The sequence below is a fragment of the Cupriavidus sp. C2SS-8b genome, from assembly GCF_057073745.1.
The window spans coordinates 567,539-592,476 of the sequence record NZ_CP172718.1 but is presented as its reverse complement, the minus strand read 5'-3'; the positions used below and the strand labels follow the sequence as shown (position 1 = coordinate 592,476).

Genomic DNA, 24,938 nt, shown 5'->3' with positions numbered 1-24,938 from the left:
ACACCCGCCAAGCTGCCTAACCCGGACTCAGACATGACCATGATCCCCGACACCTCCACCGCGAAAGATGCGACCATCGCTACTATCGATGTCGAAAGCCTGCGCAACTCCGTGCGCCGCCCAACCACAGCTCACGAACCCGCCGGGCGCTGGAGTGTGGCCCAGGTCGACGAACTCTTTGCGCTGCCTTTCAACGACCTGCTCTTCCGAGCCCAGCAAGTGCACCGCGAACATTTCGACGCCAACATGGTGCAGCTCTCCACCCTCCTCTCAATCAAGACCGGAGGGTGCGAAGAGGACTGCGGCTATTGCCCACAGAGTGCGCATCACGATGCCGGCGTCAAGGCCGAGAAGCTGATGGCGCTGGACGAGGTGCTGGAGGCCGCGCGCGCCGCCAAGGCCAACGGCGCCACGCGCTTCTGCATGGGGGCCGCCTGGCGCAGCCCCAAGGACCGTCACCTGGAGCCGGTGATGGAGATGGTGCGCGAGGTCAAGGCGATGGGCATGGAGACCTGCGTCACGCTTGGCATGTTGAAGGCGGAACAGGCGCAGCGCTTGAAGGAAGCGGGCCTGGATTATTACAACCACAATCTGGATACGGCGCCCGAGTTTTACGGAGAGATTATCAGCACTCGCACGTACCAGGATAGGTTGGACACCATCGGCCATGTGCGCGACGCTGGCATCAATGTCTGCTGTGGCGGCATCGTCGGCATGGGCGAATCCCGCGAAGCCCGCGCCGGGCTCATTGCGCAACTGGCCAATTTGGAGCCTTATCCGGAGTCGGTGCCGATCAACAACCTGGTTGCGGTGGAAGGCACGCCCCTCGCCGGCACTCCGCCGATCGATCCCTTTGAATTCATCCGTACCATTGCAGTGGCCCGCATTACCATGCCGCGCGCCATGGTCCGGCTGTCCGCGGGACGTGAGCAGATGGACGACGCGTTGCAAGCACTTTGCCTCGTGGCCGGCGCCAACTCCATCTTCTACGGCGACAAGCTACTCACCACCAGCAACCCCCAGGCCGACCGCGACCGCGCCCTGCTCGAACGCCTCGGCATCCGCACTGAAGGCGACGCAGGATGACGGCCGCCGTTCTGTCTGACCGCGCCAGGGTGCAGTCGGTGGCATCGCAGGACGACCGCGCGCCTTGCGACGCCTTCGTCGATGCCAGCTTCCTGCGCGACCCGTATCCCGCCTACCACGCACTGCAGGCCGCCGGCCCCATTCACTGGAGCGACGAATTCTTTGGTGGAGCCTGGTTGCTAACCAGGCACGAGGACATGGAAGTCGTGCTGCGCGATCCGCTCTACTCGGCGCGCCGCACGGGCGGCTGGGTCATGCGTAACAGCGAAGACGAGCGCCAGGCGCTCTGCCCCTTCCAGCGCCTGTTCAGCCGAGCCATGCTCTTCCTCGACGCGCCCGACCACACGCGCCTGCGCCAGGTGCTCAATGCGGGCTTCCGGCCCGCAGCCCTGCGCGCGTTCGCCGGCACCATCGAGCAAATGACCGCGCTACTGATGGACCGGATTGCGCAGGAACACCAGTTCGATTTCATGGCGGCGGTGGCCACGCCGCTGCCCGCGATGGTGATCGCGACGTTGCTGGGCATGGACGTCAACGAGCAACCGGGCTTTCTGGCTTGGTCAGAAGACCTGGCCGCATTTATCGGCTCGCCGGATCCAGACCTGGCGCTAAAGCGGCGTGCGCAAGCGAGCCTGCTAAAGATAAGCGCCGCCTTCGAAGCCATGCTGGCGCGCCGCAGAACGCAGGCCTCGTGCCCGACTTACCAGCAACCGCAACAGCGGGACCTGATAAGCCACCTGCTGCAGGCCGAGGCTGAAGGGACGATCGAAACCGGGGCCGAACTGCTGGCGCAATGTGCCATGCTACTGTTCGCCGGGCACGAGACGACGCGCAACCTTCTTGGTAATGGACTACATGCCTTGCTCAGACATCCGCAGCAGTGGCAGCGCCTGCAACAGGCACCCGAGCTTGTGCCAAACGCCCTTCGCGAACTACTGCGCTACGAAAGCCCTGTTCAATATACCGGCCGACGCGTCACCGCGGACATCGTCTTGCACGGGAAACAGCTCCGACGCGGTGACCTGATCGTGCCGTTGATCGGAGCCGCTAACCGCGATCCATCGCGCTACAGCGATCCCGACACATTGGACATCACGCGGCGTGATGGCTCGCATCTTTCCTTCGGTCATGGCGCGCATTTCTGCATCGGGGCCGCGCTAACGCTGATGGAGGCGGAAATCGTCTTCCGCAGCCTGCTTACCAGGCTGCCCGATCTGACACTGGTGGATGCGGACCCCCACTGGAACGGGAACCCGGTCTATCGTGGGCTCATCAGCCTGCGGGTGTGGAACAATCGTGCCGTCGGACTGGAGCGGTGAACTACATCGATCAGGCGATACGATGCGCTGCCCGGGAGGCGACCCGCTTGAGGCCGCCTTGGGAAGCGCGTCAATAGCAGGTTCTCGGATCGACGACGTAAATTTATGATTCGACTCGATGGAAGCTGCAACCCGGACGGCGAAGAAGTCTAGGCTTGTAACGCCGTGTATGTCGCCGCCCATTTCCATCGCCGCTTCTGGAAGCGCTACAGGCAGCGATCATCCACAGCTTCGAATTGGAGTTTGAGAGCCGCGGTCAGGACGGCCTAAACGTCTCCCTAAGCGAAACCGAATTGCGCGGGGCATCCGGACCTGATGCCGCGGCCCTCCTACTGGGCTTGCCTCATCGAAGGTGCATCGCGGGTGGATCTGGCGCCCCAAGAGGCTGCGCGCAAATTTCGGTAAGCGCTAAATCCAGCACACCTTGAGGATTCCGGTTGTTACCCGGTAACGTTGCCGCACCGGAGTGTTACCGGGTAACGATCATGAGGAGTGCAGGATGGCGCAGACGACAGCACAGCGGCAGGCCGCCTATCGGGCAAGGCGCGCGACGGCGGGCAAGGACGGCAACGGAGAGCGGCGGCTGGATATGTGGGTCAGTACGGAAGCCGACCTTGCTCTTGCTCGGCTGGCGCACCGTTACACGGTAACGAAGCGTCAGATGCTGGAGCGGCTGATCGCGCGGGCGGACGACGCGATCTTGCGCAGGCTCAATCCGGATTCGGAGCAGTGGGATCTCTATTTCAACGTCCCCCGCTAGCGCCTCGCTGTTACCGGGTAACGAGGGGCTTCTCTCCGTTTGATGGGGTTCCCGATTTGGGGGCAACTGCGTAATCCGGTGAACGTGACCGCCGATTCCGGACGAACGTGACCGATTTTCCCGGCTGTCCGGAATCAGCGGTCACGATGCCGGAATGGCCCGGTCACAATGCCGGAATCGGCGGTCACGTTGAGCCGGCAACGATCGACCCGTCGCTCAGGCAGGGGGCGGCGGCGCGGTCCGCCGCCGGGCAAACTTGAACGGCAACAGGTCGCTGATGTCAGCGTCCGGCGCGCGCTGTGGCAGCTCTGTGAGCACGTGGAGCAGATAAGCATACGGCTCGACGTCACAGGCGCGGCACGTAAGCATCAGGCTGTAGATCATGGCGCTCGCCTTCGCCCCCGCGACGGTGTCTGCGAAGAGCCATGCCTTGCGCCCTGTGCAGAATGGGCGGATGTCACGTTCGACCGGATTGTTATCGATGGGCGCACGCCCATCGATAACATAGATGCTCGCAGTCCTCCGCGCTGCGATACACCCACATGTACGATTTGCTCTGCGCGGCCTTGCCTTCCTCCTTGAGCACCTGCACCGTTGTCTCGTCGCCATGGATCAGTGGCTGCGACAGCAGCGTGCGGCGCAGCGCCTCGTACAGCCGGCTGTAGTGCAGTTGCGCGGGCCGGATGATCCAGTTCGCCAGTGTGCCGCGGCCAACTGCAATGCCGGCGCGACCCAGCGCGTCTTCCATGCGGTACAGCGGCGTGCCGTCCACGTACTTGGCGGTGGTCACCGTCGCCAGCATCGCTGGGCTGGCGTTGCTGCCCGGCAGTGGTTGCGCCGGCATCGGCGCAGTCACCACCGGCGTGCGTTCGGCATTGTGCTCGCAGTGCCGACACGCATATTTGAAGCGGACGTGCTGCAGAACGGACACCTTTGCTTCGATGTGCAACTGCTCGCTGACTTCCTCGCCCATGCGGTGCATCGAACCCTGGCAACATGGGCAGATCTTCTGGTCCTCGGTCAGGTCGTACTCGATTCGCTGGCGCGGCATGTCCGCCGAGTTTTTCGGCGGTTGGCGCCCATTTCCAGCCCCTTTTCCCCGACTACTGCAACTGCGGACGGATTTGTCCCAGCGAACGCATGCGCACGAGGTTGCACGCGGCCATGCTCAGGACAAACATCTGGTCGACTCGCTTCAGTCCACGCACCATCACCTGGCGCATGCGCCCGACCGTCTTGACCCAACCAAAGCCTTTCTCGATCAGCTTGCGCTTTTGCTGGGAGATGGCGTAGCCCACGCTGCCGGCAATGGCATCAGGGACGGCCGAGCGTCGACCCCAGGTGTTTTGCCCGACATGCGGTGTCACTCGCATCTCCAGGCACGCCTCAATGAACTCCTGCGCGTCGTAGCCCTTGTCTGCGCCCACCGTGATTTCGACGTCCGGGTCGACCGTTGCCTGCCGGGCATCGTTGAGCATGGCCTTCGCAGCCTCGCGTTCGGCGTGGCCATCTGCAGTGCTCACCAGGGCGCTGACCACCAGACCGTGACGGTTGTCACTCAATGTGTGCCCCATGTAGCGCAGTTCACTGCCAGTCCTGCCTTTGCGATAGAGCTTCGCATCGGGATCGGTTTTGGACTGATGTGTCTCGTTGCTGCGCTGCTGTCCCCGGAAGTCGCCGCTGTCGTCGTCGCCATCGCTGCCATCCTTGCGCACAAAGCTCTTGTGGCCTGCCCATGCCTGAATTAGCGTGCCGTCGACGCTGAAGTGCTCGCCCGACAGCCAGTTCTTCTTCTGCGCGAGGGCAAGCACCTAACTCGATCACCGCATCGTGCTGGATCAGGCGTGCCCGGTTCTTGGTGAAGACCGTGGGTACCCAGACTGCGTCGTCCATCGACAACCCGACGAACCAGCGAAACAGCAGGTTGTACTGCGTCTGCTCCATCAACTAGCGCTCGGACCGGATGCTGTAGAGCACTTGCAGCAACATCGCTCGGAGCAATTTCTCCGGCGCAATGCTCGGGCGACCGCCTTTGATGTCGGCCTCATACATTCCGGCAAACAGTCGATCCATCTTCGCCAGCGCCTGATTGGCCATCGTGCGGATCGCGCGCAGCGGATGGGACCTGGGTACGAAATCGTCCAGCCGACGCATGGTGAACAAGCTCTCGGTGAAGGTGTCGGCGCCACGCATGAATTATCGGAATGTGAAGTCGTGTCGAGTTTACGGATCCCCTATTCCCACTCCTCGTCTTCTGCAGACCGATCTGGCAGGCGGGCAACATCCCTCACGGAGCCTTTGCGGTTGGTATTGTGCTTGGCGGTTAATTGAAATAATGACAAAGGCACCACGACCCGGCAAGTCAGCGACCTAGGCGATGCCGGTCGCGACCGAGCGCGAGCGCCATCAGCGAGGGCGCGCATACCATGCAGTCAAATCCCCTGCGGATGAGTTCACGGTAAAGCTCGTAGCCGCAGGGGCCGGCCTCGTATTCGATCCGGATATGGCGTGCTTTGGCCTACAGGCATCTGCACAGGCGATCGTCTCCAGCACAATGCACAGAACCTCCGCTGCACATGCGAACCAAACAGCTACCACGAGCGTAGTTACCAATGCCACATGAGGAGGTGACGGGGGTGATGCTGCCTGCAGAAGGGCACTCCCCCTGCGCCAACCCACGAAGAACAATGCCACGGCCGCCAGAGAAACCAGAATGGAAACCGCCCAGGCCAGCAGTGACTGGGTTTCTGCCGCCGAGCGGACCAACAGGGCACCATTGACAAGCATCGTCAGGGCCGTGCGGTGCCAGGCAAGCGCCGTACGTTCGGATTGAACCCCTGGGTCGCGACTCATCGGACCTTCAGCAAGAGCCCGAGCGCCAGAACAAGCGCAACGCAGATGGTCGCGGTACTCAGCAATGGAATGCCGCTTGACGCCGGCAATGGGCCGGAGTTTCGGATGGCAATCTCGTTGCCTTTCCAGCGGGAATATGCGCAATAGGCAATCACCGCCCCCAAGAATGACAGCACCAGCGCCACCCCCGCCAGCAAGGCCTTCGGCTCAACACGCTCGGCGAACTGGTCGAGCAAGACTCCCCCGGCAAGGATCGCGAGTGCGGTCCTGATCCAGGCAAGAAAGGTGCGTTCGTTTGCAAGCGAAAAGCGGTAGTCAGGTTCGCTTCCCCCCTTCTGCCATTGCGGTCGGTTCATATTGTCTCTTCTGTCTGTAGGCGTGACGTGCTATTCCCCGGGGTACGAAGGCGAACCTCACTCTGAATCACCTCCACCTCCACCTCCACAGAGGACAGCCTCGCATCGCGACACGGCCCGTCAATGCAGACGCCGTCGCCAAAGCGGAACAAAGCGGAATGATGGGCACACATCATGACCTCGGCCACATACGTGCAGATGGTGCCCGGATCGAAGTCCAGTGGAATGGAAAGTGGAGGGGAGAAGGCTCGCATGGATGACAGACGTTTTAGAATTTGTGACGAATGCCCACCGCCGCACCAAACATAGTGCTCTGGCCATTGGCCAGGACGTAACTACTGCCCAGCGACAAGCTGTTTGCATATATCGTGGCACCGGACTCGAGCATTAACCCCGCATTCTTCCCGAATGCACTCGTCAGATAGATATCGGTGCGCTTTGAGATGGCGTAGTTAGCCAAGAAAAGGACCTGCCACGGGTTCGGGCTATTCGTACCAAAGTAGCTCTTCATGTTGTCGTAGCTGTACTCCAGCGTCAGGCCAACCGCGGGTGTCAGTTGGTAATTACCGCCGATCCAGTAGTAATCGTCCCTCTGAATCGTCGTGTCTGACGAATCCTTGTTTTGTCCCCAGCGATAGCCCCCCATGACCTTAGCCACGCCGAAGCTGTAGCTTGCCGCGACGAGCGCCTTTTTCACCGTCCCGCTGCTTGTTCCGATGGTCGGATTCCATTGGTCGTAGCCAGCCGTTGCGCCGAAAGCGCCTGACGCATACGTCACCGCCACCCCATAGGCTGAATCACGACGTGCAGACCCAGGGTTTTCGCCGCTTCCCCCAATCGGCGTGGCCACGCCCACCGCCGCCGGCAGCGCCAAGCCTGCGCCGACGGAGAAGTGTGCACCCACCGTGGCGGGGCCGAATTGTCCCGAGTACTTGATGGTGTTGTCCTCACGGTAGTTTGCCCCTGCGACCAGAACGGTGGGCTCGTACTGCGTGGCGAAGGCAGCAGGAACGAAGCTACCCAGCCCATCAAACATGGAAGTGTACTGGCGCCCAAAGGTCAATTGCCCCCACCCCGTGCTCTGTAGACCCACGAACGCTTGACGGCCAAAGAGACGACCGGCCTGTTGGAAAGTACCCGTGTCAGACCCAAAGCCACTTTCCAGCACAAATACGCTCTTGATATTGTTCCCGAGGTCTTCCGTTCCACGCAGACCCCATCGCGAACCGGAGAAGCCACCAGGATTCATGCGGAACACATTATGCGAAGGACCGGGGTTGAACTGATTGGGTGCAAAAGGCACGTTGCCGATATGATTCACGTACTCGATGTTGGTGTCGACAACGCCGTACAGGGTGACGTTCGACTGCGCTAAGGCATTCGCCGAAAGGACGGCTGATACTGCCACACCACACGAGATAAATTTTTCTTTCATTAAAGACGATCCTCCAAATTAATTGTTATTTATACACCGCAAAGACGCTGCAAATGTCATCTTTAATGCTTGCCAAAAAATGGTGCGCCAATATAATTCCCGCGGTTCCTACACATACCAACCAATACTTGTCCATATTTACTTTTCTGTAAGAGAAGTTGATTTATAACGACCGAAGGATTTCGATGCAATAATCAATTTACGCAATTAATCAATTGTCCCGACAATCGCGATCAACTTGGAATCGGACAGAGAAGCAGCCGATTTCGATGAGACACGGCGGCTACACCGACGCGCTTCTCTATCCGAATGAATTAGCTTCACGGCTGAGGCGGCGCCTGACAATTCGATTGTGAGGGTCTATGACGAACTTCTTTGGTGCGCCAGGTGGCTACAACTGCGGGGCGGTCGAGAGGATGCGCGGATCTCATCGAGGCTGTGGATGTGGGCGGGCCTTGGCTCTCGCCCACCAGGCAGCGTGCAGACCATTTCTCACACTAAAAAGAGGCTGGCAAAATCGTCGGGGCCATACATGCACCGAAATCAAGGCTCCCCCTCTATCCGACTGCCTCTCGGCAGAGGTTCGCAAGCTACTACACGACGCTGTCGGCCGGCAGAAAGCCGGCCCAGCTTCCGGGAATATGTGTCATTTTCGGCTTTATCCCGGCACGTCCCCAGGCGATTATTTATTCCCGCTATTTACGGGACATTGTACTAGCAGCGTTCGAACACAGCGGCAATGCCCTGCCCGCCCCCGATGCACATGGTGACCAGTGCATACCGTCCCCGGACTCGTTGCAGTTCGTGCACAGCTTTCGTCACAAGAATGGCTCCCGATGCGCCGATCGGATGACCAAGGGAAATGCCAGAGCCGTTCGGATTGATCTTCTCGGGATTGAAACCAAGCTCGCGGGCCACTGCGCATGCCTGAGCGGCGAAAGCTTCGTTGGCCTCGATGACGTCGATATCGTCCAAGGACAACTCGGCCCGCGCAAGAGCCAGCCGAACCGCAGGGACAGGACCAATTCCCATGTAGGCGGGGGCAACGCCAGCGTGCGCGTACGAGACCAGCTTAGCGATCGGCCGATGCCCGTCTCGGCTCGCCGCTTCCGCGGTGGCCAACACTACCGCCGCCGCACCGTCGTTAAGGCCCGATGCGTTGCCGGCGGTGACCGTACCAGTAGCCGAGAACGCAGGCTTCAGTTTGCCGAGGTCCTGAAGCGAGAGGTCGCCACGGACGTGTTCGTCAGTGTCGAAAAGCACCACCTCCTTCTTCTGGCGAACAGGCACGGGGACAATCTGGGACTTGAAATGCCCTGCGGCAATCGCCGCCGCGGCGCGGCGATGCGATTCCAGTGCGAGCGCATCCTGTACTTCACGCGAGATAGAGAACTTCGCCGCGACGTTCTCGGCCGTTTGGCCCATGTGGTACTTCTCGAATGGGTCCGTCAGTGCGCCGACCATCATGTCGACGACTTTCGAATCTCCCATACGAGTGCCCCAGCGAGCGTCCAACAAGGAATAAGCCGCGCGCGACATACTTTCCGCGCCACCGGCCACTATGTACTCAGCGTCGCCCAGTGCCAGAGATTGTGAGGCTGAGACGACCGCCTGCAGGCCAGACCCGCACAGTCGGTTGACCGTCAACGCCGAAGAATGCTCTGACAGACCGCCCTCCATACCGGCTACACGGGCCAGGTACATGTCCGCGGGCTCCGTGTGGATGACGTTCCCGAACACAATCTGGTCGACCTTGTCGCCGCTCAGCTCCGTGCGCTTGAGCGCCTCCCGCACAACAAGCGCTCCAAGGACGGTTGGGGACATCGAAGCCAACGATTTGCCAAAATCGCCGATTGCGGTGCGAACCGCGCTGAGAACCACTACTTCGTTGGACATGACAACTCCATTTTTCGGCGCTCGCGCGCCAACGTTCGAGAAAACAATTGTGTCTAACGCACGTGTTGCTTCAGCGTCACAGCGAGCTGACGAGATGATCACTGTCCACTGCTAGGCACCGCGCCGTTCATGGATGACGACGCGTCGGATGCCAAGAGAACCATCGAACCATTGAACTCATGGAGCTGACCGAGCCTTCTCATCGGGTACGCTTGATGAACGGGGCGCCGGCATCCGACTGAAAGAACCTCTGGCTTAGCTCCGTCTCAAAGTAGCTTGGAGCAATGGCATTAACCAGGATCCCTATCCGGGCCAGCTCAAGGGTCAATGCTTGCGTCATTTGGACAGCGCCAGCTTTGCATACAGTGCAGGCATTCACTTACTGTGCGACGCGAAGACCCAAGATGGAAGCAATGCTTATGACGTTCCCCGGCTGCCCAGCACCCTTTACGAGTGATGCAAAAGAGCGGGTCATCTTCCAGGCTCCAGTCAGGTTGACCTCGAGTGCCTGGGACCCAAAGATTCCCCTGATGTCTCCATTGCAGATGGCTGATGAACGATGCCTGCGCTGTTGACGACCTGCACGAATACCGCCTTCAGGCCGCACCCAAGATCCTACGTGCCGCGAAGGCCCTAGCGCGAACCGGCCAGGTTGCCCCATGTCCGGCGCACTACGGTATCCCCACCGACCTCATGATTGGCAAAGTCGATGCCAGCATCGACAAGGCCGGCCGATCAGTCGCTATCTGCCATACGCATGACAACGCGCCCCACCACTGTCCCGGCCTTTAGTTCCGCGAGAATGTCGCTCACTTCGTCACTCGGCCTGAGGTTCACTGGCAAAGGTATAAGCTTTCCGCTCTTGGCCAAGTCCACGAGCTCCCGCAGCTCTTTCAATGTACCGACATACGATCCCACAAGGCCAACTGCCCGCTGAGCAATAGGGGGCAAAGAAAGTCGAAGCTCGCCACCGTATAGTCCAACGACAACGACGCGCCCTCCCTTTCGCAAACCGTTCAATGCAAACTGTGCTGTCTCCGGGGTTCCGACAAAATCGATTGCCCCAGCAAGAGCGCCATCTACAATTGAAGCTAGGTTCTCTCCGGCGTCAGATTTTCGGGTGTTTACCGTGAATGCTGCGCCCTGCTCGCGGGCAGCAGCGAGCTTCGCATCGTCAATGTCGCATGCTACGATGTTCCTCACACCCTTCGCCCTCAGTATGGAGATGCATACTAGGCCGAGCCCGCCACAACCCACGACTGCCACGTAGTCCCGTGTCGACAATGCCGGAAGTTTTGCGGAGGCGCTGTATGCCGTTAGCCCCGAGCAGGCGAGCGTCGCAGCAAAGCCCTCATCGATGCCAGAGACATCGACCAAATACTTAGCATCCGGCACCAGGAGGTGACTAGCATAGGCACCACTCCTAAAGGCACCAATAAACTGCGGAGCTGCCACGCAAAAATTTTCCTGATCCGACTCACAGACAGCGCAGCGACCGCATCCGATCCATGGATACACCAAGTACGTGTGGCCGGCACTGACGTCAGTTACACCTTCTCCCACCTTCTGCACAATACCGAGCGGCTCGTGCCCCAATGTAAACGGGGGAACGCAGCCTCGGTCCTTCACGTAAGAGCGCTTACCGGCTCCGAGATCAAAATAGCCATCCCAGATGTGAATGTCCGAATGGCAGACGCCCGAGTGAGTGATACGCATGAGAATTTCACCCGGCCCTGGCTCTGGGGTTCGACGTAGCACTTTCTGCAGCGGCTCGCCATGTTCAATAATATCGTAACTAATCACTTTTGCCTCCAATGCGTCTATTTTTTTTAAAAATAGTGACTTTTGAAAAGTCGCCGTCCCCAACGTAACATTTAAATGAATTCAAGTAAAACATTTTGATGTCGATCACCCCCACAACCCGGCTTTGAATCACAGCTTCGTCACGCTTGCACGACTCCGAACGGTCGTCGTGCAGCGCATCGTCTTTTTTTGGCGAACAACAGGTGATTGCTCCCTACAGGAGCCCCGTTGATGCTTGTCCGCCAACGCGGTTTGACCCGCGAGGCAACGAATGCCGAACCTGGAAGGGAGCCGAGCCTCGTTTTCCATGAGTCTCCTCCGACTCTCGGAAGATACGGCCTATCAGACGCCATCCCATTGTTGCGGCAACTGACCTACCCCTGTTCGAATCGTGAATCGCTTTGTTTGCGTGCAGCCTTCGATCGCGTCGATACCAAAGGCTCCGCCGAGTCCGCTAGATTTGAAGCCGCCAAAGGGCAAACCGGAATCCATCACTAACGTACTGTTGCCATGCACCACTCCAGCATCGATGGCGTCCATCATGCGTACGAGTCGCCCTGCGTCTGACGTCCATACGTATGCAGCCAAGCCGTACTCGGTCTCATTGGCAAGCGCGGAAGCATCATCCTCAGTGTCAAATCGTGAGACGGTTAGCACAGGACCGAACACTTCCGCGCGACCGACGTCCAGATCTCGATCGCCAAGATCAAGGAGCGTGGGCGCAACATACAGGCCGCGGTCTTCGCGGAGGTGCTGTGGCTTGCCCCCTCCTGTCACCAGCGTCGCACCCTGTTGCACCCCCCGGTCAATAAGCCCCATGACATGATCGAACTGTCGGCGGCAGACGATAGGACCGACCTGCGTACTTTCGTCGTTCGGGTCGCCAACCACAATGCGGCTGAATCGCTCCCGCAATTCCGACACAAACTGACTGGCAATTTCGCGATGCACAATGAGCCTGCTGCTGGCAGCGCAGATTTGTCCAGCGTTTGCCGCGATTCCCATCACCACCGCTCGCGCTGCCGAATCGAGATCAGCGTCAGGAAAGACGACGATTGGAGACTTACCGCCCAATTCGAGCGTTACCTTCTTAAATGTGTCGGCTGCGGCATGAAGGATCCGACGGCCTGTTCCCGGCGACCCCGTGAACGAAATGCCACGAATTCCGGGATGCGCCGAAAGGGCACCACCGACCTCTCCAGTACCATGTACGACCTGCAAAACTCCTTCGGGAATGCCCGCCTCCAAAGACAGACTGACGAGCCGTGACGCGGAAAGGGGTGAAAGCTCGGAAGGCTTCACGATTACGCTGTTCCCGCAGGCCAAAGGAGGAGTGGCACGCGCCATGAACGAGTGTGCGGGGGCATTCCACGGCAAAATGACCAGGTAAGCGCCTAGCGGCTCTCGTTTCGTATAAGACAATCGTCCTGTAACATCGGCAAGCTGTTGACCGTAGATTTTATCGGTCATACCTGCCCAATATCTGGCATGCCTGGCACCGCGTCGTGCATCTACACGCGCATCACGGAGTACCTTTCCCGTACAACTCGTGTCTAGCCGTGCAATCTCCTCATAATGTTTCTCGATCAATGCGCCCCATGCCCAAAGCCGCTCACTTCGCACTTCCGGCGCCATCGCAGCCCACACCTTCTGAGCGCGAATGGCTACTTGAACCGCATCGTTGATCTCATGCTCAGATGCTCCATTCAGTGTCTTGATCGTCTCTCCGTTCACAGGACTAATTACTTCAAAGGTAGTGCTCATGTTTGATCCGATTTAATTATATAAAATCACTTGGTTGTGGCGCGTTTTAAATAATACGTTTTTCGATGAGTCGATCTATCTCTTCTTTTCCATACCCGAGAAGATCCCCAAGTATCTCCTGGTTATGCTCACCAAGAGACGGACCTGATCGCCAAACTCGACCGGGCGTCCGTGAGAATTTTGGCACGACATTTTGCATCCGAACGGCGCCAAAATCTGAGTCGTCAACACTGACTACCGCCTCTCTGGCTGCAAAGTGCGGATCCTCGAAAATATCCTTAACATCGTAAATTGGGCTGAATGACACATCGTGGTCAGTAAGCGTTCGCGCAACCTCGGTAGCAGTGCGCGCCCGGAACCAATCCCGCACCTGTTGCTCAATTTCCCCGCGGTTACTCAGTCGCGCCACATTGGTGCTAAATCGATCGTCTGTAAGCCACTCTTGCCGATCCAATGCGTGAGCCAGACGCGAGAAGACGCTAGGAGCGCTGACGGCCAACCCGATCCATTTGTCGTCGCTTGTCCGGTATACGTCACTGGGCGCTGAGTACGCACTTAGATTGCCCGAACGCTTTCGGATATGTCCTAGCTGGTCATATTCGATCGCCATGAAGTCGATTATCCGAAACATAGCCTCTGTTGCTGACAAGTCGATCTCTTGGCCTGGGCGGTCGGGGTGACGGTCTCGGTGATGGAGCGCGGCCGCGACGGCCATCGCGCCGAACACACCCGTCAAGGAGTCAGAAACCGGGTAGCCTGCGTACATAGGCGGACCATCGGCTGACCCGCAGATGTTCGTGAAGCCGGAAAGGCCTTCGAAGATGCGTGCGAAGCCCGGCTTGCCACAGTACGGTCCAGTTTGTCCGAAACCGGTGACCCGCAGAACAATCAAATGAGGATTGATTTCGAAGATCCGTTCACTGGACAGTCCCCATCTCTCAAGCGTTCCTGGACGAAAATTCTCGACCAGCACATCTTGAGAGGGGAGAAGTTCCTCAAGAAGCGACAGACCTTCTGAAGTACGGAGGTCGAGTGTAATTCCCTTCTTATTGCGGTTCACCACCTTGTGCCAAAGCGGGATGCCGTCCTTGTGCGGGGGAAGATAACGCAGATGATCGCCGCTGTGTGGCATCTCGACCTTAAGCACCTCTGCACCAAGGTCGGCTAACAATGTCGCGGAAAGCGGCCCAGCAATTACCGTAGCGATATCAAGAACCTTGATTCCCTTCAGTGGTCCACAGGAAAGATCTGATGCGGACTGTTCGAATCCTTCGCTATGCACAATCGTCTCCATAAATTTCTATGTAAGATGAACAAAATTCTGCTCTGTTCACTTCAAAGCAGATCGTTAAAATTTGTTACCTTACGTGCATTTTCCGACGGGAAGCTAGGCGAAGTTCCTCAAACAAAGGAAGCGGATTCCTTTGTATGGCTCAACCCCGGGCTAGCGCCATCGCTGCCATATATGGCAGCAAAATTTCCTCAACGATCAACCTTAGGTGCGTCTTCATTCTTCGCCGAACCTTTTCAGTCGCACTTTCATCGAATTAAAGCCGTGAATAATATTTGAGTATGTGCGCTGCGGTTCTTCGAGCACCTCGACTTGCATGTCACGTTTCAGCATCTCCTCCCACAGGATTTGCAATTGGAGTTCAGCAAGCCGGTTTCCGACGCACCGATGTATGCCGAATCCAAACGAAAGATGCTGCCGCGGGTTGGGGCGATCGATACAGAAGAGATCCGGATTTGAAATGACCTCCTCGTCTCTGTTTCCCGAGAGATACCACATAACAACACGATCTCCCTCTCGGATTTTTTTCCCTCCGAAGGTTGTATCTTGCTTCGCAACCCTCTTCATGTGAGTAAGCGGTGTCTGATACCGAATAACTTCAGATACCATGCTAGGAATCAGCGTTGGATTCGCGCGCAGCTTTCTTCCCTCCGAAGCGTACTTATCCAGGAAGTAGACGGAGGCGCTCATGGTGTTGCGAGTAGTGTCGTTCCCTCCAACAATCAGGAGTTGAAGGTTTCCTAGAAATTCACGCGGCGTATCAGGTAAGTGCTTTGTAGCATCAGCGTGCGCCATCATCGAAATAAGGTCTGGCGCCATCGGCTTTGACCCTCGATCCTTCCAAAGGCGGGTAAAGACATCCAACATTGTCGCAAGCTCATCGTCGCGCTGTTGCTCCGTCGTGATCGGCCCTCCCGCATTCAGGTCCATGTGGGCGATATCCGACCAGTAAGTTAGGCGATAGCGGTCTTCATAAGGGAAGTCAAAAAGAGTCGCCAACATGCGAGTGGTCAGTTCGATTGAAACGGCCTCCACCCAATCGAATGGCGTGTCGAACTTCAGATTGTCGAGCACGTCGGCTGTCCTAATACGGATACCATCTTTCAGCCGCAAGAGATTCTCCGGCGCTACAATTGGGCTGACCGCTTTGCGCTGTTCGTCGTGCATTGGTGGATCCATTGCAATGAACGCCGGCCGATCAAGATGTTGCGGACGATCGTTTAAGGTGATGCCGGTGAACGTTTGGGACGAGAATACCTCGTGGTTTGAGTCGATTTTGACAATATCCCGATAGCGAGTCACCGACCAGAAGTCGCCCGAATACCCACCCTTGCGGTAAAAAACCGGCGCTTCCTTGCGCAATCGAGCGAGATACTGACCAATCGAGTCGTCTTCGAAGTGTGCCGGATGGCTAGGATCGATGTCCTCCAGACTAACCGACGACGGATCGAGTCGTTCCTCTTTATGTTGATGCACTAAACTGTTCATCGCTGCCACCTATAATCTTAAAAAAAGACCTATTTGATGCCCAAGCACAAAGGCAGTCGTCTTCTTCGATCTGTCGTTGATTGCTTGGCTGTCCAGCTAGCCAGCGGCCGACCTTTCTTGCGAACTTCTGGAAATTGGCCAACGACACCGAGGAGACATCCTAGTGCTGCCCGATCGGCAAAAGTACGGTGATACCGTCGATGTCCTCTCGCATACTGATTTGGCAAGCGAGCCTTGAATTCGGCCTCGAGCCCGCAGCAAAATCCAGCATTTCGTTCTCTCGTTGATGACGCGGCTCAAGCTTCGCTAACCACATTTCATCAATGAACACGTGACATGTTCCGCACGCGCACTCACCGCCGCAGTCGCCGTCGATACCAGGAACGCCATTGTTGAGAGCTGCTTTCATCAAGCTCTCGCCGACTTCTACATCAACCGTATGTTCGGTGCCGTTATGTTCGATAAATTTTGCCTTTGCCACTTTTATCTCCTTCTGAATTTGGTAGCGTTATTTCACGCATTCTCCGGTGACCACCACCGAATCAAATGTTGAATTAGTATCTGCGAGCCTCATCGGATCGACTCTCACCCTCTTGGCGATCAAGCTCTTTCCGAGAACAAAGCTCCCTGCGTTATTGACTGCTTCGACTGCAGTAACTATTTCATCTTTCATGTGGAATATTGCGAAAGCACCGGAGACGGCGTCACCTCGGACCACGCTATGATCGGCATTTGATGCGAAGCCTGCCATTTGGAATTTCACGTCATACTGATCCGACCAGAACCACGGGACTTCAGGCGTTGCTGCTGGCATTCCGCAAATCGAAGCCGCTGCACGCCTCGCCTGGTCGTTTGCCGCAGCGATGCTCTCAAAACGGCTACCGACTCGCAGGCGTGTTGGGTCATAAACATCGTCGCTAGCCGTCGTGCAGTCGCCCACCCCATATATGTGCGGCACGCTGGTGCGACATTCAGCGTCCACTACGATTCCGTGGTTGCACTCGACGCCGGCCAATTTTGCAATTGAGTCGTTTGGTGTCGCTCCGATGCCAACCACTATGCAGTCGCAGTCGAGCTCTTCGCCATTATCAAGAACGACCCCGGAAACCCGGCCAGCAACTGCGTTATATTTGGCGACACCTAGCCCGCAGATTGTCCGAACGCCGTGGGCGGAGTGCTTGTCCTGCGCGTACGCCGAGATTCGCGGGCTTACAACTCTTGCCAGGACCCGTTCAGCTTTCTCCACCAAGGTTACGTCGAGTCCGAGCTGGCGCGCGGATGCCGCGACCTCCAAGCCGATGAATCCCCCACCAATAACGACTAACCGCCTGGCGCGCCCGAGTTCGCCCTTCATGCGTTGCGCGTCGCTTAGATCCCGGAGCGTGAGAACGCCTTCTAGCTTGCTGTCCGATCCACTCAGCACAACAGGCGATGCTCCAAAAGCGCAGACGAGATGTTCATAACGCACCTTGGTTTCATCATGAAGAGTGACTGTTCTAACAATCGGATCTATTGATGTGACTTCTGCTCCGAGACGAAGGCGAATACGCTTCTTCTCATAGAAGTCATGAGGTCTAATTTCGAGTGCAGACAAAGATGCTTTTGAACAAAGCCATTCCTTGGAAAGCGGCGGGCGTTGATAGGGAGCATACGGTTCAATGCCGATGATCTCGATATCTTTCCCGTAGCCGAGCTGTCGCAACGTAATTGCTGTCATCGCTCCCGCTTGGCCTCCGCCAACAATGACTACGCCGGATCTTTCATCGCTCATAGTTCGTCGCTCCCATAGCTAGTTGTCTCGAATCTTAACCAGCGCCGGGGAAGGCGATGCAGCAAAACTCATAAAGCAGCTATTCAGATCGAGCAAGTCGGGGCATCCGTCAACTCTGCACCGGTCCGAGATCTGAGGAAACGGAGGAATAGTCCGTTAGCGACTGCGCTGGTGAGGCGCGTTGTCCAGCGTCTGTTAGCGTACGGGCGGCGCGTCTTGCGCTGTGGTAAAGGCCTGGCCCCCTTCACGAGTCTCGAGGCTTCTGGGGCGTGCCTGCCAATGTCACTACACCGGCCGCTCAACCTGGCGCTTGAAAACGCGGAGATTCCGGCTGCGCGGCAGACCATCAAACCGTCTTCGACAACAGCGTCGATGACCTTGAAACGATTTTCGAGGTTATTGGCGCCGGTGGCGCACACCGCACTTCAACATCGGGGCCGCATGACGACGACGAGCGGGTAGCCATGTACTTATTCCCGCCCGAAGGGAATGAATAGTTGGAGCCGATATCAGTGCGAGCACGTTCACTTCGATCGGCGTAGCTATAAGCGGTGTACTGGTGCTCCGAAAAAGCTGGCTAGAAAGATGCTTCTAGTGCCGCTCTCAAACAGTTGGCGGAGGTTAGCTGAGCCGCGACGCCTGTCCCAATACCCCACAGTTGGCACGGCCCGGCGGCTACGTGCTTTGCGGGTTGGAGCTTTCTGGCGCGTTGCCGTGGTGCGCCTTTGATGCCGACCAAAGCTCGATTCGCTGGTCAAATAGGCACCTCATCGGCCGGCATGGGCACGATGTGCCCCCGCGACGTGCCGACAAAGCACGGTTCGTTGGCGCGGCCAGATTGCGTTCGCGCTCGTCGCTGCTCAACGCCTGCGCTAGCGTGGGACATAGGTCCCTGGGCGGTGGTCGCCGGCCATCAAGCGTCCATGGGGCCTTCCTGCGTTGCGGCGTGCGCACGGTCGGCGGTCGTGCCAGCTACCTGGCAGGCCAGCACAGGCGAGTATCGCTTGCGTGAATGGTTTCTAGATGGCGCATGGCTAATTCAGTCTTTCGCCATCTGAAAAAGCAAGCCCCGGCGACTAAGCATGCTGTGGTCGCGCATAGCAGACATAAAATGCGCAGCACGCACGAGTCGGCCGTGTGCAAGGCTACCTGGTCGAGTACAACGACCGTAGCCAAAAGTGCTATTGCAGTGCGAGCCCATGCGAGGAAAGTTCGTTCGTTTGCCAATGAGAGCCGGTAGTCGGGGTCCTCACCGCTCCACTTACCTTTGTTGATATTCCTAAACATTTCTCTCACCTGGATGGGGTACGATGCACTTAGTCGAGCGGTACCAAACCCGAAGGACGATGCATCATTCATGTGAAAGCTTGGCACGATTGGGCCAGTCGTGATCCAGTGCTACAACGATGAACTCCCTATTCACATTGATAGAGTCGCATGTTGAGCAAGGGCTTGGCCTTCGCGCGAAACAAGTTGGAATTCCTTAAGGCGGTACGCTGCCTACGGGGCGCGCATTCATCCACGGCAACGCGGTCCGACATTCTGGCACGCTATACCGGGAGAAAGTTGTGAACCACTTCAACGGAAGCGAAAGGCGACGCCTAATCCGAGATCAGCGTCGAAAGAGACAGATGCTCATCTGCACGACTAGTCCAATGCTTGCCATTCCCGCTGCACAGAAAAAATTCAGTGTGTAGTCTCCCGACGCGTCGCGCAGCACACCCCCAAGCCAACTGCCAAGCCCCGATGCGATGAACCCCCAGAAGTACACTTCGCCGATTCGCTGCCCTGCCGCCGACGGTGGAAACATCTCCCGCACCGCAACGGCGAAACCGGGAATGTACACGCCGAAACCCACGCCGATGACCATGACCGAAATCCCTATGCCAATATAAGTGGTTGACGTGAGTAACATGCAAAGCCCTGAGATCAGGGCGAATCCGCTAATGGCTAGCATTCGATCCGTACCACACCACTTATTTAGTAGGACGAGCCCGAGTCTGAGGGGCAATGTGGACCCTAGCAACATCGGCATTAGCAGTGCCGCATGAACGGTGGTGAAGCCTCGCTCTTCGCCATATGCGGCCAGATGTCCCAATACCAGAAAGGTAGCAAGGTTGAATAGTGCAATTCCCGAACAATAGCCAACAAAGCGCCAAGGCGGAGAAGGATTATCCCGTCCACGTGCCACTGTGAGTTCCCGCTCAGGCGCACGGGCTGGCGGCGCACGCCTAAAGACTAGCGAGGCTGTGGCGATCAGAGTGCCCGCGATGATCGCAAAACAAGCAAGCGTCGCCCGCCAACCGTATGCCTGTGCGCCCAGCCTTAGTAAGAGCGGAGCGATCAATCCGCCAACCCCTTGGCTGCAAGCTGCAATGGACATTGCAAGCGGTCGATTTTTATCAAACCATAAGCTTACTGCCGCCACGAGCGGTCCAAAGAACGCCCCCTGCGCAAGTCCACCTACCAGTACGCCATATGCAAGTTCAAGCTGGCCGATAGTCGAGGCGCGGGACGCCAGAAACAGGCCCGCGCCAGTCGCCATCGCACCGATCAACGAGATTCGGAAAAACCCGATACGGTCGAAGATCCTGCCAAGCACCACCCCCCCGATACCCGAACCGTAAGCGTCTCGCCGTCCCACCTTGCCGGTTGGGAGCGGTTGTGAGAGAGCAGACGCGCTCAGCGTGCGGGACGCCAGTTGTGGGGAAGCAGCTCGTCGATGCGGCTGTTCAGATGGGTGGGCAGGCGGGTCAGCACATCGGTGATGTAGGCCCATGGATCGTGCCCTTGCAGCCTGGCTGATTGCACCAGGCTCATCACGACCGCGGCGCGCTGACCGGCCAGTTCGCTGCCAGCGAACAACCACGAGCGCCTTCCTAGGGCCCAGGGGCGGATCAGATTTTCTAGGCTGTTGTTGTCCACACTGACCTCTCCATCGAGGAGGTGGTGCGTCAGCGTCGGCCAGTTCTTGAGGCTGTAGTCGAGCGCCTTGGCTGTGATGCTGCCGTCAGGCACACGTGACCGCTCCAGTTGCAGCCAGGCATGCAGTTGCTCCCACAGCGGCTTGGCGTCGCTGTGCCTCCTGGCCTGACGTTGCTCGCTGCTCAGCGTGGCGAGCTCGCGCTCAAGACGGTAGATCTGCGCGATGCGACGCAGCGCCTCTGGGGCGACCGTGCTGTTGCCCTGGTTCCGCAGCAGTTCGTCGTACCGACGTCGGGCATGAGCAAGACATCCCGCCGCTACGCGACCGGGGCTGGCTTGCAACACGCTGTCATAGGCAGCGTATTCGTCGCGCACCAAGGTACCTTGCCAACATCGCTCGTTGCGGTCTTCGCTGGCACCTCCCAGGAAGGCAATCGGGTACTGCGCGCCTCGGCCAATACAGAAGTCGTAGATCACGCCAGGCAGTGGATCGAAGGCGCCGCGCGAGTAGGCCCAGACGTACGCTCGCTTGGTCTTGCCGGCTCCCGGGTCAAGCAATGCCACCGGCGTCTCGTCGGCGTGCAGCACCCTTGCTGCAAGTACGAAGCGCTTGTGCGCTTCATAGAGCGGTTCGAGCGCCGCACCAGCACGTCCGGACCAGGCAGCCAGTGTTGAGCGCGGCGTGTGTACGCCCGAACGGGCGTTGATCGTCTCCTGCCGGTAGTAAGGCAGATGGTCGACGAAGCGGCTGATCAGCGTGTGCGCCACCAGCCCGGCTGCAGGCAGCCCACCGTCGATGATCTGGGGTTCGACGGGTTCCTGTACCAGGCGTTGGCAGCAGCGGCAGGCCCACTTGCCATAGATGTGGCGGTGCACGAAGAACTCCGCCGGCACGATATCCAGCTTCTCGCTGACGTCCTCACCCACGCGTACCATGGTCCGTCCACAGCCCGGTGTTGGGCAGTGAGTATCCTCGGGTTCGTGGTGATGCTCGACTCGGCGCAGGTGGGCCGGCAGTGGCTGGCGACGGGGCTTGCGCGTGGACCTGGTGTTGTCTTCAACAGAGGGCTCGCCCTTGGCCTGCTGTAACTGCGCTTGCAGACTGGCCTCGTCCTCGGCCAAGGACTCCTCGAACAGCCGGCGCTGCTCAGCGCTCATCGCCTCGGTCTTGGCCCCGAACTTCCAGGCCTTGAGTCGCGCCAGCTCGAAGGTGATCTTCTCGATCTTGACGTCCTTGAGCTTGATCTCGCGTTCCTGCTGCTGAATGTGTGCGAGCATCTGCTGCGCCAATGCCAGCACGTCCTCGGGCGCGAGGTCCTGAAGGCCTTGGTCTTGTAGTTGGCGCAGGTTCAGCATGGAACCATCGTGCCAGCCACCGGGCACTACCACCATCCGGATTTATGCTGTCAACGCGCCGTGATCATCCTCATATCCGCGTAATGGCGCGCAGGTCCTCCAGGCGCTGCCAAGGTAGGCCGAGGACCAGGGCGTCGAACTGCGCCTGCGTCAGTTGTGCGCCGGTGGCGCCGGCCTGTACCGCAGGCCAGACAAATCGTCCCTGGTTGAGGCGGCGAGCGGCGCACCACACGCCAAAGCCGTCATGTATCAATAGCTTGACGCGGGTGTGGCGGGCGTTCGCAAACAGGTAGGCGTGATGAGACTGGGCTGCGCCGAAGACCTGTACCACGCGCGCCAGCAGCCGCTCGGTGCCGGCACGCATGTCGATGGGCTCGACGGCCAACCACAGCGCGTCGATGCGGATCATCGCAGCCAGTCCCGAAGCAGTTGGGCACATTGCTGTGCCGCTGACAGAGGCCAGTGCACAACCAGCGTGCCGCCTGGGCGCTGGATCTCGATGCGGATGGCGTCGGGAGCTGCCGGAGCTGGCGTCTCGCATGGGACCGCCTCGGCCGGCTGCATGGTTGGTGTCAAAGGCTGAACATGCAGTGGAATAAACGCACGGCTCTCGCGCTGCGTTGCCCGCATCTGGCGTTCACGTTCCTCTCTGACCCATCTGTGCACCATGTTCGGGTGCAGCCCATGGCTGAGCGCCACGCCGGCCACCGATGCCCCAGGCTGGCGAGCTTGCTCCAGTACCGTCGCCTTGAACTCGGCGCCGTACTCTCTGCGGCGCGGCCGCTCGATAGTTGTCGACACTCGATCCATCGTCCCCACGATCCTCCATCGTGGGGACGATGCAGGATCCCGTGGATCGATTCAAGGCGGAAGAACTGGACGCTTACCCCGAACCGACCATCGCCAAGCCATGAACGAGTGCGAGGTCCCGCGCATCCGCATGCCAGTCGCTCGCTAATGGCTTCAGCAACACCGGTATCGAAATGATTGCTGAAAAGCTCAGTGAGCCGATTAGTAAGGTCACGAAGAGTACATGCCAACTATACAAGGACTCTATCGAAGTGTCGGCAGGCGTTATCTTGCGGTACCGCTCAGCTCGAGTGCCTAGACCCGATTCAGTAAGCAAGTTGCGAACGGGGGCCCTGGATTGATCAACATCATTCATCTGGCTCCCTCACCAGTCGTCAGCCGCACCTCTTGGTTGGCCCGATGGGGCCTCCACGTAGATTCGCCGACTATTCCCTATGTCATGCTGCCCGCATCAAGACGCGGGTAACTTGCTTTGGAGCCGCGTCATCGCGCCTGGTTGCCGACGCGTGGCCGGCAGAATGTCATCCCTGCTGCTGGCTGCGCGTGCGGCAACTCGAGAAGCGAATCACAAGCTAATCAACTAATGTTTTTGCCTTTCTCTGGAGTTGAATCAACCGATTCACCGCATTTATTTCTCGTTGTGGATTAATTAACAGCAACCCAATAATTCCACCGAACGCAATTAGAACCCCTGAAATGAGGATAGCTGTATGGTATCCATCAATTCCGGAGCCATTTTGTTGAACGATGAACCCGAAAATAGAAGGGCAAACGACACCGCTAAGCGATAGCGTACCAACGTATATGCCGAGAAGCGCGCCGCGCTGCCGGACGGGAGCAAACTCCGAGATAATCGCTGCGCCTGTCGTGAAAGTGACAAGCACGAGACCGAACCCAACGCAAATCGTGGCCGTTTGGACACCTCCGGGCGCTATCATTGTACTCGCCACAATGAGACCTCCCGCGATGACGACGCTAGCAGAAGCCATCACTCCTCGCGCAATGCGTGTACTAACCCCTCGTGCCATTAAAGCTTGTGCGGTCATTGCCTGCGTTGCGAGAAAAAAGATGGCGGTAAGGGACACACCGAGCATAATACTTGCAGCATGGTCAGCGGAATATCCCTGTCCCTTGCGGAGATAGGCCGGCAGCCATGCAGAAACGATCGTGAGAGCCCAGTAGGCGACAAAGCCAACGCTGGTCGCACCGATAAAAGTGGGATTGAGAAGGAGCTTCCTATACGGAACCTGTAAATCAGCTTCTGCCAACGACGGAGACTGGGTCGACTTCGAACCACCGGAATACGGACCTTCCTTTCCCACAAAAGTCCAAAAGATCATCCATATCAGTCCGACGAGGCCAACGGTAAGGAATGCAGCGTGCCAGCTATAGTTGCTCACAACCCAGGTGAGTCCGGGCGCTGCAACTGCAATGCCTGCAAAGGCTCCGATGCTTTGCAACGCTATCGGTAGATTCCGTTCGCCATCTTGAAACCATTTTCCAACCGCATGGTAAGAAAGCCCAGATGCGGGGCCCTCACCTAAGCCGAGGAGAATTCGCGAAACTAGTATCACTGCGAAAGACGGCGCGAGCCATATGCTGAACTGGCAAATGGACCAGAGGGCCGCCATCCAAAACAAGATCCACTTCGCAGATCGGTGGTTGGCAAGGAAGCCAACGGTTGCTGCGGAGAACGAGAACAAAAAATAGATGGCTCCCGCCAGTGTGCCGTACTCCGTTGGACTCAACTTGAGTTCGGCCATCAGTGGGACAGCGACCATGCCGAGGACTGCTTTGTCCATCCAATTCACGACCGCAAGCAGGACCAGCATAATCGTTACAGCCCACGCTCTCGTGATTGACCGCGCCGGTGCCGCTTCACATGGCGCCGAGCCATGTTGGCTTGAAGTCGTTCTACTGCTCGCAACTTGGTGAACAAACGTCCCTTGAGGCTCGGGGGCAGTGTTGTGCATTTGAGAACTCATCGTGTCGCTCCAACTCCGTAAAGAAGCATCAAACAGCTTT

General features: G+C 58.1%; 19 protein-coding genes and 4 pseudogenes. 3 read left to right on the top strand and 20 right to left on the bottom strand.

The features are described from left to right. Positions 1–39 precede the first annotated feature (39 nt). The 3 genes from bioB (at position 40) to ACIGJB_RS32340 (ending at position 3,165) form a co-directional block, all read left to right on the top strand. Positions 40–1,086: a biotin synthase BioB gene (bioB, locus tag ACIGJB_RS32350; RefSeq protein WP_483735192.1), complete on the top strand. Its 1,047-nt coding sequence runs from the start codon at positions 40–42 to the stop codon at positions 1,084–1,086. Beyond that, positions 1,083–2,405, top strand: coding sequence for a cytochrome P450 (locus ACIGJB_RS32345; RefSeq protein ID WP_483734939.1), 1,323 nt, complete (start codon positions 1,083–1,085; stop codon positions 2,403–2,405). The genes bioB and ACIGJB_RS32345 overlap by 4 nt, the downstream gene beginning before the upstream one ends. 499 nt (positions 2,406–2,904) lie before the next feature. Then, complete coding sequence (locus ACIGJB_RS32340) at positions 2,905–3,165, top strand: hypothetical protein (protein ID WP_140950091.1); 261 nt, start codon at positions 2,905–2,907, stop codon at positions 3,163–3,165. A 216-nt stretch (positions 3,166–3,381) separates the two neighbouring features. On the opposite strand, the pseudogene ACIGJB_RS32335 reads toward ACIGJB_RS32340, so the two are convergent. From ACIGJB_RS32335 to ACIGJB_RS32240, 20 genes and pseudogenes are all read right to left on the bottom strand, one after another. After that, positions 3,382–4,261, bottom strand: a pseudogene (locus tag ACIGJB_RS32335) (IS66 family transposase); the annotation flags it as partial. 7 nt (positions 4,262–4,268) lie between these two features. After that, positions 4,269–5,358: pseudogene (locus ACIGJB_RS32330) on the bottom strand (IS5 family transposase). Between the two features lie 483 nt (positions 5,359–5,841). Then, positions 5,842–6,018: pseudogene (locus ACIGJB_RS32325) on the bottom strand (DUF202 domain-containing protein); the annotation flags it as partial. After that, positions 6,015–6,374, bottom strand: a complete 360-nt coding sequence (locus tag ACIGJB_RS32320) for a YidH family protein (protein WP_483734938.1) — start codon at positions 6,372–6,374, stop codon at positions 6,015–6,017. The gene ACIGJB_RS32320 and the pseudogene ACIGJB_RS32325, both read right to left, overlap by 4 nt. Next, a pseudogene (locus ACIGJB_RS32315) lies at positions 6,371–6,613 on the bottom strand (hypothetical protein); the annotation flags it as partial. The pseudogene ACIGJB_RS32315 and the gene ACIGJB_RS32320, both read right to left, overlap by 4 nt. Before the next feature lie 29 nt (positions 6,614–6,642). Further along, entirely contained in the window at positions 6,643–7,809 is a 1,167-nt protein-coding gene (locus ACIGJB_RS32310) for a porin (RefSeq protein ID WP_483734937.1), read from the bottom strand. Between the two features lie 714 nt (positions 7,810–8,523). Beyond that, the gene (gene bktB / locus ACIGJB_RS32305; RefSeq protein ID WP_483734936.1) at positions 8,524–9,705 is read right to left on the bottom strand and encodes a beta-ketothiolase BktB; all 1,182 of its coding nucleotides are present in this window, start codon (positions 9,703–9,705) and stop codon (positions 8,524–8,526) included. Between the two features lie 199 nt (positions 9,706–9,904). Beyond that, entirely contained in the window at positions 9,905–10,084 is a 180-nt protein-coding gene (locus ACIGJB_RS32300; protein WP_483734935.1) for an SDR family oxidoreductase, read from the bottom strand. 356 nt (positions 10,085–10,440) lie between these two features. Continuing rightward, a complete protein-coding gene (locus tag ACIGJB_RS32295; protein WP_483735191.1) occupies positions 10,441–11,463 on the bottom strand; it encodes an alcohol dehydrogenase in 1,023 nt (340 codons plus the stop codon). A gap of 387 nt (positions 11,464–11,850) precedes the next feature. Continuing rightward, the gene (locus ACIGJB_RS32290) at positions 11,851–13,272 is read right to left on the bottom strand and encodes an aldehyde dehydrogenase family protein (RefSeq protein WP_483734934.1); all 1,422 of its coding nucleotides are present in this window, start codon (positions 13,270–13,272) and stop codon (positions 11,851–11,853) included. Positions 13,273–13,318: 46 nt separating this feature from the next. Further along, a complete protein-coding gene (locus ACIGJB_RS32285; protein ID WP_483734933.1) occupies positions 13,319–14,566 on the bottom strand; it encodes a CaiB/BaiF CoA transferase family protein in 1,248 nt (415 codons plus the stop codon). A 213-nt stretch (positions 14,567–14,779) separates the two neighbouring features. Beyond that, positions 14,780–16,051: a cytochrome P450 gene (locus tag ACIGJB_RS32280; RefSeq protein ID WP_483734932.1), complete on the bottom strand. Its 1,272-nt coding sequence runs from the start codon at positions 16,049–16,051 to the stop codon at positions 14,780–14,782. Positions 16,052–16,211: 160 nt separating this feature from the next. Then, positions 16,212–16,532, bottom strand: coding sequence for a 2Fe-2S iron-sulfur cluster-binding protein (locus tag ACIGJB_RS32275; RefSeq protein WP_483734931.1), 321 nt, complete (start codon positions 16,530–16,532; stop codon positions 16,212–16,214). Between the two features lie 27 nt (positions 16,533–16,559). Then, positions 16,560–17,822 (bottom strand): NAD(P)/FAD-dependent oxidoreductase, encoded by a 1,263-nt coding sequence (locus tag ACIGJB_RS32270; protein ID WP_483734930.1) that lies wholly within the window; start codon positions 17,820–17,822, stop codon positions 16,560–16,562. A gap of 972 nt (positions 17,823–18,794) precedes the next feature. Then, complete coding sequence (locus tag ACIGJB_RS32265; RefSeq protein WP_483734929.1) at positions 18,795–19,109, bottom strand: YidH family protein; 315 nt, start codon at positions 19,107–19,109, stop codon at positions 18,795–18,797. 325 nt (positions 19,110–19,434) lie between these two features. Next, complete coding sequence (locus ACIGJB_RS32260) at positions 19,435–20,601, bottom strand: MFS transporter (RefSeq protein ID WP_483734928.1); 1,167 nt, start codon at positions 20,599–20,601, stop codon at positions 19,435–19,437. Continuing rightward, complete coding sequence (tnpC, locus tag ACIGJB_RS32255; RefSeq protein WP_483733013.1) at positions 20,505–22,103, bottom strand: IS66 family transposase; 1,599 nt, start codon at positions 22,101–22,103, stop codon at positions 20,505–20,507. Before tnpC ends, ACIGJB_RS32260 begins: the two co-directional genes overlap by 97 nt. 70 nt (positions 22,104–22,173) lie before the next feature. Further along, complete coding sequence (gene tnpB / locus ACIGJB_RS32250) at positions 22,174–22,512, bottom strand: IS66 family insertion sequence element accessory protein TnpB (protein ID WP_058698242.1); 339 nt, start codon at positions 22,510–22,512, stop codon at positions 22,174–22,176. Continuing rightward, positions 22,509–22,913, bottom strand: coding sequence for an IS66-like element accessory protein TnpA (gene tnpA, locus ACIGJB_RS32245; RefSeq protein WP_483733012.1), 405 nt, complete (start codon positions 22,911–22,913; stop codon positions 22,509–22,511). Before tnpA ends, tnpB begins: the two co-directional genes overlap by 4 nt. A gap of 572 nt (positions 22,914–23,485) precedes the next feature. Then, on the bottom strand, positions 23,486–24,745 hold the full coding sequence (locus ACIGJB_RS32240; RefSeq protein ID WP_483734927.1) for an MFS transporter: 1,260 nt from the start codon (positions 24,743–24,745) through the stop codon (positions 23,486–23,488). Positions 24,746–24,938 lie beyond the last annotated feature (193 nt).